Origin of the sequence: Prevotella sp. PTAC (genome assembly GCF_013166535.1) — a bacterium.
Classification (GTDB): domain Bacteria; phylum Bacteroidota; class Bacteroidia; order Bacteroidales; family Bacteroidaceae; genus Prevotella.
The window spans coordinates 65,355-81,097 of record NZ_JABKKK010000004.1 but is presented as its reverse complement, the minus strand read 5'-3'; the positions used below and the strand labels follow the sequence as shown (position 1 = coordinate 81,097).

General features: G+C 49.1%; 7 protein-coding genes and 1 riboswitch. Of the genes, 6 read left to right on the top strand and 1 reads right to left on the bottom strand.

Going from position 1 to position 15,743, the window contains the following annotated elements:
- Positions 1-122: 122 nt before the first annotated feature.
- Positions 123-1,106: an ROK family protein gene (locus HPS53_RS03950; RefSeq protein WP_172204535.1), complete on the top strand. Its 984-nt coding sequence runs from the start codon at positions 123-125 to the stop codon at positions 1,104-1,106.
- Positions 1,107-1,309: 203 nt separating this feature from the next.
- Positions 1,310-1,499: riboswitch (cobalamin riboswitch) on the top strand.
- A 249-nt stretch (positions 1,500-1,748) separates the two neighbouring features.
- Here the strand turns inward: HPS53_RS03950 and HPS53_RS03945 are convergent.
- Positions 1,749-2,159, bottom strand: a complete 411-nt coding sequence (locus HPS53_RS03945) for an energy transducer TonB (protein WP_104370330.1) — start codon at positions 2,157-2,159, stop codon at positions 1,749-1,751.
- A 1,101-nt stretch (positions 2,160-3,260) separates the two neighbouring features.
- Between HPS53_RS03945 and HPS53_RS03940 the strand changes: the two genes are divergently transcribed.
- The 5 genes from HPS53_RS03940 to HPS53_RS03920 all read left to right on the top strand — a co-directional run bounded on the left by HPS53_RS03940 (position 3,261) and on the right by HPS53_RS03920 (position 15,571).
- Positions 3,261-3,767: a DUF6359 domain-containing protein gene (locus HPS53_RS03940; protein ID WP_172204533.1), complete on the top strand. Its 507-nt coding sequence runs from the start codon at positions 3,261-3,263 to the stop codon at positions 3,765-3,767.
- Positions 3,768-3,881: 114 nt separating this feature from the next.
- Positions 3,882-5,000 (top strand): pectate lyase, encoded by a 1,119-nt coding sequence (gene pelA, locus HPS53_RS03935; RefSeq protein WP_172204531.1) that lies wholly within the window; start codon positions 3,882-3,884, stop codon positions 4,998-5,000.
- A 174-nt stretch (positions 5,001-5,174) separates the two neighbouring features.
- Positions 5,175-9,932: a glycoside hydrolase family 88 protein gene (locus tag HPS53_RS12755; RefSeq protein ID WP_172204529.1), complete on the top strand. Its 4,758-nt coding sequence runs from the start codon at positions 5,175-5,177 to the stop codon at positions 9,930-9,932.
- Positions 9,933-10,081: 149 nt separating this feature from the next.
- Entirely contained in the window at positions 10,082-11,869 is a 1,788-nt protein-coding gene (locus HPS53_RS03925) for a pectate lyase (RefSeq protein ID WP_172204527.1), read from the top strand.
- Between the two features lie 540 nt (positions 11,870-12,409).
- The gene (locus tag HPS53_RS03920; protein WP_253942812.1) at positions 12,410-15,571 is read left to right on the top strand and encodes a pectinesterase family protein; all 3,162 of its coding nucleotides are present in this window, start codon (positions 12,410-12,412) and stop codon (positions 15,569-15,571) included.
- Positions 15,572-15,743 lie beyond the last annotated feature (172 nt).

Here is a 15,743-nt window from a genome sequence, read left to right as displayed (position 1 = left end):
GCTAAAATTATACGAATTACACAAGTTTTTACCGCTAATTCTTTTGCCCGTGTTCTTTTTTTTCTAACTTTGTGTAAAGAACGACAACCATGTATTTTATTTAATAACATAATTATATCATCATGAATGAACTATCAATACCCAAACCTTACGTGATCGGTTTGGATCTCGGCGGCACAAATTCCGTATTCGGGATAGTGGACAGCCGCGGAGAAATAAAAGCCACGACAGCAATCAAGACACAAGGATTTGCCACGGCGGAAGAATATGTTGACGCCGCCATAGAAGCGCTGCAAGTAATCATAGAGCAGGTTGGCGGCATCGAGAAAATCAAGGCTATGGGCATAGGCGCGCCGAACGCCAATTTCTATAAAGGCACCATCGAACATGCGGCAAACATAAACTGGGGCAAGGGTATAATACCGCTCGCCAAGATGTTCGGCGACAAGCTGGGAGTGCCTGTTGCCATGACAAACGATGCCAATGCCGCCGCCATAGGCGAAATGACTTACGGTGTGGCGCGAGGCATGAAAAACTTTATCATGATCACGCTCGGCACGGGAGTCGGATCGGGCATCGTAGTCAACGGGCAGCTCGTATACGGACACGACGGCTTTGCCGGAGAACTGGGACATATCATCATGCGGCGCGATGACGGACGCCCCTGCGGATGCGGACGCACCGGATGTCTCGAGACTTACTGCTCGGCAACGGGAGTGGCACGCACCGCAAGGGAGCTGCTGGCCACAACCGGAAAACAATCATTGCTGAGAGACATGGACCCGGACAAAATCACGTCGCTCGACGTGAGCATAGCGGCAAGCAAGGGCGACGAGCTGGCAAACGACATCTTCCGATTCACGGGCAAGATGCTCGGTGAGGCTTGTGCCGACTTCACCGTTTTTTCAAGTCCGGAGGCATTCATCTTTTTCGGCGGTCTCGTGAAGGCCGGCTCTCTTATCATGAACCCTATACGTGAGGCATACGAGGAAAGTGTGATGCCGGTATTCCGAGGCAAGGTGCAGTTCCTCATAAGCGGACTCGACGGTGCCTCAGCCGCTGTGCTCGGAGCAAGCGCGATAGGTTGGGATATAAGTGCCACTTAAAGTCGGATCGAGACATTTCAGCGACCGCGATCAAATATTTTTTTCGGGAGTCAAATGAACCAAGAGACCCATCACCGTATGTGCCATACTATTCGCCTGACTCCCGGAAAGATTTTTCTTAGCTCCCTTAAAAACTTATTTAAATAATGTTAATCACCATCATTTTTAATCGTAAGGTTGTCTTTACTTTGAAAGAGAATAGCTACATTTGCAAACGTTAAGGCTCGCATAACAGCGATTAAAAGGGAATGGAGTGAGAGTCTCCAACTGTCCCGCAGCAGTAAGTTTCATTATGGATTTCATGCAATAGTCCACTGTTTTCAAGAAAGGAAATGGGAAGGAACATGAGATTGGAACAAAGTCTGAAGACCTGCCTCGACCTGATAAGAAACAAAAGCCGTTGTTCCTCGGAGTAAGGACATGTGCGGCATTCATTGTCTATGATTGTATAAACCCGGACACAGGCATTCTGTCCGGTATTTCGGCGGCTCTTGTTTCATGGCGCATGTGATAAAAACAACATCATACGCACCTCTAATTATTGTCCGCACACTATGAATTATTATTATATAAGTTGTTTTGCGGGTGTGGTCGGACCGGGAGGCCGGGCCACACCCTTTTGTTTTTTCCATGCCCGTACTGTCATCGCGGAAGCCTGAAGCTTATCGGCAACGTGTATTTAACTCTCACCGGCACTCCTTTATGCTTTCCGGGATTCCACTTCGCCATATTTTTCACCACACGCACGGCTTCTTTATCAAGCGAAGGGCATACACTCTTTAACACTGCCACATCATCGACCGAACCGTCTTTTTCCACAAAAAAAGTGACAATCACCCGCCCCTCAATCTTATTTTTCACCGCATCCGACGGATAGCGGATCTGGGTGGAGAGATATTTAAACAGCAACCCCGAACCACCGGGATAAGAAGGTTTTTCGTCTGGAACACAATGAATCTTGCCACTTACAGTGTCAGGGAGTACGGCTTTTTGGGCATTTGCGCCTATGCCTACAAGCAAAATAGCAAACAGCACTAACAATTTCTGCTTCATAACCTTAATTATTTATTTTGTCTTAAATATTTATATTATCTTAAATATTAAGTATTTACCATCGAACGGCACAAAGATACATAAAATAAAAATGCTTGCCACCCCCCCCATGTTAAAAACGGTTAAACATATAAAATAATGTTGTTTGTAAACTTTATTCCCAACGACAATCAACAAAATAAATATGAATATTTATGCAAAAGCATACAGCAAAGCCACTTACAGCCTTTGTTTTTTGATAAATTTCTCTTTCTCGAATATCCTTCCATAGGCATTGCCGCAACCGGTATGCCGTCATCCTGCATTTAGGCGCTCGTTGCAATGCGTTTAGACGCTAAACGCATTGCAACGAGCGCCTAAATGCAAGGCAAAAAGTATCCCGTTGAAGCACAAAAAACAACCATATAAACAAAAGGCGAGCCGCCCACCGGATACAGTGGGCGGCTCGCCGCAAAGCCATACTAAAGCCATTCAACAAGAACGACGCTGCCCGCCGACAGCATCTGCTACGCAGTAAATACACACTCCTTGGACAACCGACTTGCATTTATCAAATATTCAAGCCATCCAAAGTGCATAAACATGCATTTACGGCGATCTTCCGCATAGTGTTTTGTATGTATTTTTCCTGTCACTCATCGTTATTCCTATTGTTTTTATTGACTTCACCCATGCAAATTTATACAAAAAAGCACGAGAAAACAAGCATTATCACGATACACATCGGTATACAATACCCTGAAATTGAGACGTGAACACACGGCAACGGCTCAAAAAAGAGGTTGGCGCAGGACGCATCCAACCTCAGGATAAACGATAAGGCCATCGGCAATGGCAGATGAAATCTTATCTTCCGCAAATATAGACAATTACATTATAAAAAGCAAATAATTTAGGTTAAATTTATCCTACTACATGGAAAATATGCGCCAACGCATAAAAAACACACGATTTGATTTGTCTGTATTGCTCCGTTTGAGTATATTTGCGGAGTATACCCGGCAACCGATAATCAAAATCTGCCAGACAACCGCACACGACACGCTACACGCCTGGCTACCAAGAAAACTCACCAATAACCAAAAAGCAGAAAACAAAACCATGAAAACAATCAAACCATTGCTTCTGGCATTAACGGCACTTATCGCCGCATGCGAGAAAATAAGCATACCAGATGACGGCCGACAGCCCCAAACGGAAAAAACAGACGACTACGACTGGAAAGAGACTTTCGACATTGACAGCACAGAACAAAGATGCCTCACAGTGTCCGAAGCCATAGAGACCGATATAGGAACAGTAATCACGGTCAGAGGATACATCGTAGGCTCCACACGCAGAAACATGAGAAACGCCAAATTCCTGCCGCCGTTCGACGGTAAAAGTGCCATAATACTGTCGGATTTAAAACTAACAGAATGCGAAGGATTTTACATGGACGAGCTTCTGCCCGTGTGCATCAACGACTTCACACAGCACCAAGACAGGCTTAACCTCGTGGACAACCCGCAACTTTTCGAGCGGCAGATCACAATAACCGGCATGAAAGCCATATACCTCGGACAGCCAGGCATCAAACCGCTGATATGGCATGACCTTACGGAATAGCCACCGGCACACCCACGCACCATCGCAGCAGACACGCATTTACGACATAACATTCTGTTTTGTCGACTGTTTTCCGTATCTTTGCACCCTAAACAACTACAAACTGCCACTTATATGAAACAAAACAAATTACTGCTGGCAATGGCATGCGGCCTGATTGCCATCGCCCCGGCAATGGCACAACAAAAGAGCTACAAGAAGATAATGAACGAGACAAGCCGGGACTTCTTCACTACCGAAGAGGCCCGCCGTGCCGGCGACATGCTGCTCGAATACCAGAGGGTGACAGGCGGGTGGCCGAAAAACATGGACATGACACGTCACCATACAGACAGCGAGCTTGCACAGGTAAGGAAAGACAAGGCACGGCGAGACGACTCGACGACAGACAATGGCGCGACAAACACCCAGATGCGTTATCTGGCACACCTGTACAGCGCCACCGGCGACACAAAATACCGAGACTCATTCCGCAAAGCCGTGGAATATCTGCTCAGCGGGCAATACGACAACGGCGGATGGCCACAGTTCTGGCCAGAGAAAAGCGGCTATCGGGTTCACATCACGTACAACGATAACGCCATGGCAAACACGCTCAACCTGTTCGACGAAATCATGGCGGGCAGATATCCATTCTCCGGCGACATCACGGACAGCGCCCTGCGCGAAAAGCTCGCAGTGTCATACCGGAAAGGAATAGACTGCATTCTCGCCACTCAGATCGTGATAGACGGAGAGCCTACGGTGTGGTGCCAGCAACACGACCGCAAGACGCTGCGACCGGCGAAAGCACGCGCTTACGAACTACCGTCGTTCTGCTCGAGCGAAAGCGCCGTGCTCGTGGACATACTGATGCGCCAGCCTAACCCCGACGAACGCATCAAACGCGCAGTACACGGAGCGATGAAATGGTTTGACGAGCACAAACTGACCGGAGTGCGCCTTGTGCGGACAGGCAAGAAAGGAAAACCGGGACACGACACGCGCCTGGCCAGCGACCCGAACGCACACCCAATATGGGCACGGTTCTATGACCTGGAAGAGGGCCGGCCATACGTATGCGACAGAGACGGGGTACCGAAACGTAGACTTGAAGAGATAGGGCATGAGCGGCGCAACGGTTACAGTTGGTACAACAACCGCCCCGCAGCCCTGTATGCCCGATACGCCAAATGGGCGGCACGTCACGACCCCGAGCGCAAAGTGGCGGTAAGCCTTGACAAAAAGCTGTAAAATATATCGTTTTTTTTGTCTTTTACATTGATAATTAGTATCTTTGCAGGAAGATATGCGACATTTTAATGACAATCGGCCGGCAACCATGCAAGTCGCCGGAGAAGTCCGCTTGTTTCCGATATACATTACGGACAAATTAAAAACTAATAACTATAAACAATTTTCAACGACATGAAATTATTAAGACTAATGTTTCTGTGTCTTTTGTTTCCGGCCATGGCCCATGCCGACGACTGGACAACACTGTACAAACAGATAGAGCAGAGCATCAAGCAACCGGAGTTTGCAAATCGTGATTTCAACATCACCAAGTATGGAGCAGGAACCAAGGCTACGGCGGCCGTAAACCAGAAAGCGATCAACAAGGCCATAGCAGCCTGCTCGAAAGCCGGCGGCGGTCGCGTCATAGTACCTGCCGGAACATTCAATACGGGAGCCATCACGCTGCTCAGCGGCGTAAATCTCGTTGTGGAGAAAAACGCGACACTGCTCTTCGTCTTCCAACCCGAGCTTTATCCTGTGGTAAGAACACGATGGGAAGGACTCGACTGCTGGAACCTCTCGCCGTGCATCTATGCTTACAAGCAGAAGAACATCGCCATCACCGGCGAGGGAACGATAGACGGCGGAGGAACCAATGAAACATGGTGGAAATGGTGCGGAGCGCCACGATACGGATGGAAAGAAGGCGTGATCAGCCAACGCAACGGCAGCCGCGCACGACTGCTGAAAATGGCAGAGGACGGAGTAGACAAAGACGAGCGCCGCTTCGGCCCGCAAGACGGCCTGCGCCCGCAGCTGATAAACACCAACCAATGCGAGAACATACTCATTGAGAATGTCACCCTGCTGCGCTCACCGTTCTGGGTCATCCACCCGCTGCTGTCAAAGAACATAACAGTGAGAGGCGTGCACATCAACAACGACGGCCCCAACGGCGACGGTTGTGACCCGGAGTCATGCGACGGCGTGCTGATAGAAAACTGCTTCTTCAACACGGGCGATGACTGCATCGCCGTAAAGAGCGGACGCAACAACGACGGACGCCTGTGGAACAAGCCGAGCGAGAACATCATCATCCGCAACTGCGAGATGCAGAACGGACACGGAGGCGTGGTGATCGGAAGTGAGATATCTGGCGGTTGCCGCAACCTGTTCGCTGAGAACAACGTCATGGACAGCCCCAATCTCGACCGCGTGATACGCATAAAGACAAACACATGCCGCGGAGGAATCATCGAGAACATATATGCACGCAACATTAAAGTAGGCCAGTGCGGCGAGTCTGTACTGAAAATCAATCTCGACTACGAGCACAACGAGATATGCTGCCGAGGCTTCCTGCCCACAGTGCGCAACATCAACCTCGACAACGTGACCTGCGAGAAGAGCAAATACGGCGTGCAGATAATAGCACTCGACACTTGCACGAACGTTTATGACATCAACGTGAAAAACTGTAAGTTCAACGGTGTGGCCGAAGGCAACAGCATAAAGGGACAGACACGCAACATAAACTTCGACAACCTGTACATCAACGGCGGCCTGAGCCTCATCAACAAGCCGTTTGCCAATTACAGCCAGTGGATGACCGCGTCGGAGATGAAACGCTATCCGAAGTCTTACCTGCTCGATTTCTCGAACCGTCCGAAATGGAGCTATGTGATGGGTATCGAACTGGAATCGATGCTCGACACATACCTCAAATACGGAGGAGAGGACATAAAGAAATATTGCCAGATGTATACCGACACGATGATAAACGCGAAAGGCGACATCAGAGGATACAGACTGGAAGACTACAATCTCGACCAGATACGCACAGGGCACTTCGTGGCACGCATGTATGAACTGTATCCCGAGAAAAAGAACCTCACAGCTCTGCAAACGCTCATGAAACAGCTCAAGAACCAGCCGCGCACGGAGGACGGAGTGTTCTGGCACAAGGCGATATACTCATATCAGGTGTGGCTCGACGGTATTTTCATGGGATTGCCCTACTACACCATGACGGCCAAAATGCTGCTCAAGGACAAGAAAGCACAGGCCATATACGATGACGCGGTAGACCAGATCAAGAAGACATACGAACGCACACTCGACACCAAAACAGGACTGAACCGCCACGCATGGGACGAGACACGCGAAATGTTCTGGGCAGACAAGACCACCGGTTTGTCTCAACACTGCTGGGGTCGCGCCCAGGGATGGTACACAATGGCACTCATCGAGCTGCTTGACGCGCTACCGGAGAACTACAAGCGCAGAGACGAGGTGATCGAACTGCTGAAAAAAGATCTTGACGCCGTAATAAAATGGCAAGACAAAAAGAGCGGTGTGTGGTACCAGGTGATGGACAGCCCCAAACGCAAAGGCAACTATCTGGAATCAACATGCTCGGCCATGTTCACATACTCACTGCTCAAAGCATACCGCAAGGGATATGTGGGAGCGAAATACCGCGATGCCGGCATAAAGGCATACAAAGGCATTATCAATAATTTCATAAAGATAAATCCTGACAGCACAATCTCACTGACCAACTGCTGCTCGGTGGCCGGACTCGGCCCGGGTATGAGCGAGAAGGTAAAGGCGGCGACAGACAAGTATGGCATGAAGCTGAAAGAGAACAAACGCCGTGACGGATCGTATGACTACTACCTGAGCGAGAAGGTGCGCGACAACGACGCCAAGGGCGTAGGCCCGTTCATCTGGGCATCGCTCGAAATGGAAGCGCTAGGATACAATACAAGCAACACCACAACGGGCATCAACCGCCAGGCCGTGGTGACACGTAACAACCCGGTGGTGACAAAGGCAGACGCACTGGCCTCGCTCACCGTGGGCAACGGACACTTTGCCACTACGGTGGATGTCACCGGACTGCAAAGCTACCCTTTTGACTATGAGGCAGGCGTGCCTCTCAACGCCATGTCTGACTGGGGATGGCATTCATTCAAAAACACCGACGCACTGACTCCGGCCGAAACGGAGAAAGCGTATGACTTCGGACACGGACGCAAAGAGGTGTATGCGGTGGAATACAAGCAGGAAGGACGCAACAAAAAAGCCACTGAATATTTCAGAGTAAACCCGCACCGCCTGAACCTCGGAACAATAGGTCTTGAACTGACCGACGAGAACGGCAAAGCGATACCGCTGAGCGGACTGAAAAACATACGTCAGGAACAAGCTTTGTGGGACGGTACGATAGAATCGAAGTTCACGGTGAACGGAACACCTGTCGAAGTCACAACCGCCTGCATGGCGAACAAGGACTGCCTGTTTTCAAGAATAAAGACCGGACTGCTGTCAAAAGGCCGTGCGGCAGTGGCGTTCAAATTCTCTTACCCCTCAGGCAAGCATGCGGACGATGCCAACGACTGGACAAAACCGGAGCGCCACAAGTCTGTGATAATAGCATCGACAGACCGTTCCGCAACAATCGAGCGGACACTCGACGACACGAAGTATTATGTACTGTTGGAATGGGAAGGCAACGCCGTACTGAAAGAGACATCGCCGCACCATTTCACACTCACATCGGCAGACGACGTGCTGTCGTTCAGTGCCGAGTATCGTGAGAAAAACGACGCAAAGAAAGCTGATGTATCATACTCCTATGACCAAGCCCTGAAAGCCGTGATGAAACACTGGCCGAGATTTTGGAATGCAGGAGCCATCGTCGATTTCTCTGATTGCACCGACCCGAGAGCAGCGGAACTGGAGCGCCGGGTGGTACTGTCACAGTATCTGACCGCCATCAACTGCGCAAACAACACTCCGCCGCAGGAAACCGGACTGACATACAACTCGTGGTTCGGCCGTCCTCACCTTGAAATGACATGGTGGCACGCTGTGGATTTCGCTCTGTGGAACAGACCGGAAGTTATGGAAACGATGCTGAAATGGTACAACAAAACAGCCCTGCCTATCGCTAAGAAAATTGCCGCGCGCCAAGGATTCAAGGGCGCACGCTGGATGAAGATGACAGACCCGCAAGCGGGTGAGGCACCGTCGAATGTAGGTTCGTTCCTGACATGGCAGCAACCACATTATATATATATGGCGGAAGAGATGTACAGAGCTAACCCCACCGACGAAACTATAAAGAAATACGCAGAGGGCGTGGAGCAAACAGCACTGTTCATGGCCGATTTCGCAAAGGCCTGCGCACCGAAAAGCGGCAAAATAAAACTCTTCGGACAGACAGCCATGCAGGAATCGATGTCGAAAGACTTCTCTTTCAACCATCCGTTTGAACAGGTTTACTGGCACTACGGACTGAGCGTGGCACAGAAATGGCGCGAGCGTCAAGGGCTGGAACGCGACAGCGAATGGGACGAAATAATCAGCCGCATGGCTCCTTTGGCCGAGAAAGACGGCATATATATGTCAGGCGAGCCTTCACAGGCATTCGACCCGAAAGCCCAATCAACGGGATTTGACCCGTTTACAAGTGCGGCCCAGAGCGGAAAGAAACAGATATCGGAGGAAGACTTCGCATTAAAATCACGCTCTGACCACCCCGCCGTACTTGGCGCATGCGGAATGCTGCCTGCCACGGACCAGTATAATAAAGAGACGATGAAGCGCACTCTTGACTGGGTCATGGCCAACTGGAACTGGGACACAACCTGGGGATGGGACTACGGCATGATTGCGATGTGTGCCGCACGTCTCGGAGAAGGTGACACTGCCGTAAAGGCACTGCTCATCGACAAAGGGAAGAACACTTATCTCGTAAGCGGGCACAACTTCCAAGAGCCAAAGCGTCTGCGCCTCTATCTGCCGGGCAACGGCAGTCTGCTGGACGCTGTAGCCATGATGTGCGCCGGTTGGGACGGTTGCGGCGATGTGCTCAACCCCGGTTTCCCGAAAGACGGACGATGGAACGTGCGCTGGGAAGGTCTGCAGAGAATGCAATAACATTAATATACCCGCAATGACCGGAAAGCGACAAGCATAAACAGACATGGACACGAAGAACATTTTCCATTATTAAGAAATGGACAACCGGTATTCTTCGTGTCTCTGTTTTTTTCATGTTCGAACATAACCAATATTACAAAAGCATAATGAAAAAACTATTACTCACAGCAGCCGTAACAGCACTGACAGGTGCGGCAACGGCACAAACACCGGCATTCCCCGGAGCGGAAGGCCACGGACGGTATGTAACAGGAGGTCGAGGCGGAAAGGTCATACACGTGACCAACCTCAACGACAGCGGTACCGGCTCGTTCAGGGAAGCCGTGAAAGGCAGCGGCAAAAAGATTGTGGTATTCGATGTGGCCGGTGTCATAGCGCTAAATTCCGACCTGTCAATAGGCGCCAACACGACAATAGAAGGACAAACGGCTCCATATCCCGGTATCACACTACGCTACCGCACGCTCAGATGCGCAAACAACATTATAGTAAGGTTTATCAGAAGTCGGCGCGGACAGGAAAGAGACGTTAACGACGGAGCCGATGCCATCTGGGACAGACAGAAGACCGGAATCATCCTCGACCACTGCTCGTTCAGTTGGAGCATTGACGAAGTGGCTTCTTTCTATGACAACAACAACTTCACCATGCAGTGGTGCACCATTGCGGAGAGCCTGAACAATCCCGGACACAGCAAGGGCGCACACGGATACGGCGGCATCTGGGGCGGCAAGCTCGCCAGTTTCCACCATAACCTCATCGCAAGCGTGAGCAACCGAGGCCCGCGCTTCAACGGCGCACGCTACGGATGGGAGGGATATACCAGCAACTACGACTACGACACGTATAAATGGGAAAATCCGGCACAAGCCGAGAACGTGGACTTCCGCAATTGCGTGATGTTCAACTGCCCCGGAGCCTGCTACGGAGGACCCGGCGGCGGACAGATTAACATCGTCAACAACTACTACAAAGCCGGCAACAGCGGTGTAGGCAATCAAGAGCGCATCACTCTGGTTACGGTTTCCACGTCGGGAAACTCAGACAGCAAGCATCCCGAATATTACGGAATGACAAGCCGCTACTACATCTCGGGCAATACCACGGAGACATCGTCAGGCTCTAAGAAGAAAAACCGCGACTGGGCCGGAGTGAGCTACGACAAGGGGGTACATACGGTGGGCGGAGTAACATACTCTGAAGATCCTAACAACATGTACGGCGACAAAGTTCCGCACATTACCATAAGTGGAAAACAATGCGTCAATGTAAAGATGAACGAGCCGGCACCCACTGGCAATGTAACAACGCACACGGCCGAGAACGCATTCAACAAGGTATTGGAATATGCCGGTTCATCACTGCACAGAGACGATGTTGACGCACGATACATGAGTGAGGCAAAGAACGGAAAGTCGCAATATAAAGGTTCGGTGACAAATAAATGGGGACTCATTGACCTCGTGTCTGACGTCAAAGGATACACGGAAGCCAACTTTCCGACGGCAGAGCGCCCTGAGGGTTTCGACACCGACGGTGACGGAATACCCGACGCATGGGAAATCGCCAACGGGCTGAACCCGAACGACCCTACTGACGGAAACAAGACCACTATCGACAGCAAAGGATACTACACCAATATAGAAGTATACTGCAACAGCCTTGTCCAAGACATAATGATTGGCGGAAACTCCGAAGCCCAAGAAGCGGTAAATGAGTATTTCCCGAGATATGTCAAGGAAGACGGCACGGTTGTGGAAGCAATAGAAGGAGGGGTGTCGGCAATCCAAAACATCAATGCGAACAAAGTTGTGGATACAGAGTATTACAACATGCAGGGAATGAGAATATCTCCCGATGCGAAAGGCTTGGTAATAAAAGTATCCGTGTTAAGCAGCGGAAAGAGAATAAGCCGTAAAACTATTAACAAATAATACTCACCGGACGACAAACGAAAACACAAATAAAAACGGTAAATATTCTTTTGCCGTAGACAGCGACAATGCCGGGATGTCAAATACATTCCGGCATTGTCATTTCCAGGATTGAATTAAGATATCCATTACCATCGCATACCGCCGGCACAACGACATCACAGACATGTAATACCAAACAATAATTCAGTCGCCTAAGCCTTAAATACTTTATATATCACCGGAACTTATTCATACATGCCTTTAAAACGGATTATAGCATCCATAGGAACAGGTCATGTGTACCGGAAACGGATTATGGTATCCATAGGAACGGATTACACATATACCACAAAAATAAATTATGTATATTATCTCCCCATACCCCTATCTGCACCCAGTCAAAATACAACTGTAAAATAAAAGAAACACATATCATTATCAAGTGAAATAGAAAATAACAAAGATAAAATTATAAATTTACACATTTTTTAATTACTTTTGCCTCCAAATAATAAAATACCAACGTATTTACCTTATTAAAAACCTAATAATAATTAAATGAATAAACTATTTAAATTCGTGGGAATCATGTGCCTTGCACTTTTATTCCCTATTGCAGCAAACGCACAAGGTGATATAATCGCCGAGTGGAACTTTGAGAAAAACATTCCCGAAGGCATTTGTGACGCTACTAACTACGAAGGCAAAGTTGCCGACATTCCTTCCAACATCGACGGAATATCCATGCACGTTGACGCAACCAACGGCAAATTGAACTGTGTCGGCAGAAACAATGCCCAATTCAACAACGGAACAATCTTGCGTGTCCCGGTGAAAACAGCAAAAGACACGGTAACAGTAAAAGGTTATCCTGGATACATCAACTACACCATCGGCGGTGTGGCAGCAACGGAAGATATAACATCTCACAGAGCCACCTCTGCGGAAGCCGCGCAAGGATATGTGGAAATAATATCCACCGGCGGCAGTTATATCTACGGTGTGAAAGTAATCCACGTGTCACTGATACAGGAAAAGATGCTTTACTCCACCAATTTCTCCGACTGGCAATCAGTAAAAGCATCAAAAAAGGAAACCACGGTAAACTTAAAGACAAAGTACAGCAAAGAGGATTTCGGAATATCTGTTTACAACACAGATGTCAATCCCAACGGACAGAATGACAAATTCAATAACGGCCAGCCGCTCGGTTGGCTCATGGCGGCAAAAGCGGCTGATCCGTACATACGCACGTCGACATTCGCGTCGGTAAGCAGAGTACGTTATGTGCATGCTGCCACCGGCGGAAAGCGCGGGTGGAAACTTCTCGCCAAAGGTGACGGCGATGCCGATTGGGTCGTCGTTTCAGAATCCGTGGCCGAACCGGCCGCATGGTGCGAAGTGAATGCCAATGTGAACCGCACAAACGTGCAACTGAAATGGGAGAACCTCAACGCCAGCCAGAACGCTTATATGTTTGAACTGGACATCTTCGGCATGGTCGATTTGTCCAAAAGCCCTACTCTCGGCTCATTCAAAGTGAACGGTAACACATATCAGGCAGCGGACATATTCATGGAGCAGGCAGACGGAACAAACACCGCAACAATCGAGATTTCCAAAGCCGAGGCAATGATATCCGCCTCAAACCCCATAACAGAAATAGTCGCTGACAACGGAAATATCGAAAGCACGGAATACGCTCTTGCGGCAGACGGAAAGTCGTGTGTCGCCACAATCAGTATAAAGGCCGGCGAAGATGTGGCAATATACAAGGCGAATATCATCTTCAAGCCTGATTTCACTCTTACATATATTAACATCGACGGTAAGACAATCGGCACACAGACGATAGAAAAAGACGCCAAAATCACGGAATTCGCCTATGACGCAAAGGCAATCGAACCGTCAATGCAGGAAAACGACGTGTTCCGCGGATGGTTTGTAAGTGACAAAGGCGGTCGCAAATATACCACGGACGAGGTTATCACGGCAAACACAAAACTATATGCCGTAGTGACACAAAATGAAATAGTGAACAACGAGAATAGCCGCCTGTACTATAATCTCGGCGATCCGTTCTTCTATCCTGAAGACCACGAGGCATTCAACCTCATAGGTACAGGCAAATTCCATGACAACCAGCACGGATGGACGATAGACAAAGGCGATAAACTCGAACTGACCGTAGGCGGACACGCATACATCATAGTCGGCCTCTGCAGATATGGAAGCGAAAGCAACATTACCATCAGCGACAATACAGGCAAGGCACTGTGGTCGACAAAAGTTCCGGCAGGTAGCGACGGTGAGACGGCGGCATTCGAATACGACGGTGAGGCCGGCACACTCACGCTAACAGCCGACAACGGAATGTACATGCACAACCTTACCATCATCAATGACAAGAACCAAAGCATCACAAAGAACGAACAGGGATATTTCGTCGTAAAAGCCAGCGACGCGGATAATTTCCTTGCCACACTTGAAATAGCAAACGCGTCCGCAACCAACGACACACGTACATACGTATTCGTTCCAAATGGAACCTACGACCTCGGAGAGAAATGCCTGACCGCTATCAGCGGAAAGAATATCTCGCTCATCGGACAAGATATGGACAATACCATCATCGTAAACACGGCTCCGGTGGAGGGAATAGGCGTGTCCGCGACAATTCTCGTGACAGGCGAAAACACCTATCTGCAAGACATCACGCTTAAAAACGCTCTCGATTACTTTAACAGCAGCACTGCCGGACGTGCCGTTGCCCTGCAGGACAAGGGTAAACGCACAATCTGCAAGAACGTAAAACTGCTTTCATACCAGGATACGTATTACAGCAACGCCGTAAGCCAGTTCTATTGGGAAACAAGTGAGATACACGGCGTGGTAGACTATATCTGCGGTGGAGGTGACGTTTACTTCAACAAGTGTCTTCTCGTTAACGAGAGCCGCAGCAAAACACCGAAGAGCGGCGATGTCACGATAACGGCACCATATACAGACGCTGCCAACAAATTCGGATATGTGTTTGAGGGTTGTACCATAGAAAACCTCGCTGCCAAGTTCAACTTCGGACGTTCATGGGGAGGCGTTTCACGTCTTGCATTCCTCAACACCACACTCAACCAGCCAAGCGAGATTGCCAAGAGCCGTTTCACGACAGGCGGAATGAACGTTGCGGCAGACAAGTTTGTAGAGTATAACTCAACGGATAAGAACGGAAATGTTGTTTCTCCGGCAAGCAATGTACTCACATTCACCAAAGACAACAACAAGAAAACATACGAAACGATACTCACTGCCGCACAGGCTGCCGAGTATGCCATCGACAAAGTGTTCACAGACTGGACCCCGGCCGCTCTTGCCGGGCAAGTAACCATGAACCCCGTGACCATGGCCGCAACTACACTGACATGGGAAGCTGTTGACGGCGCAAAGGCATACGCCATATTTGCCGACGGTAAATTCGTCGCCATTGTCGACGGAACGGAGACTTCTTACAATCTGACAGAAAGCGCGACAATGGTTGAAGTACGCGCTGCCAATGAAATGGGAGGTTTCGGTAAAGCCGCAATTGCCGGCGACGGTAACGGCATCAACGAGATAAACGGCAATGCCAATGGTAAAGACGTGATATACAACATGCAGGGTATCCGCATTGACAAAGCCACAAAAGGCCTGTATATCATCAACGGAAAGAAAGTAATCAAATAAATATCAAACACGCCTTTTGCTCCGGTCATATTTCGAGAGCAAAGGGCGTGTTTGCTTTTTATCACATAAAATCTGTAATATCTATACCTATTCCCGTATTTATTGTAAAGCCCTTATAAAAAGAATTGATTAATTTTACGCGCAAAATAATATTCCAGTAATTTGAAAGCGG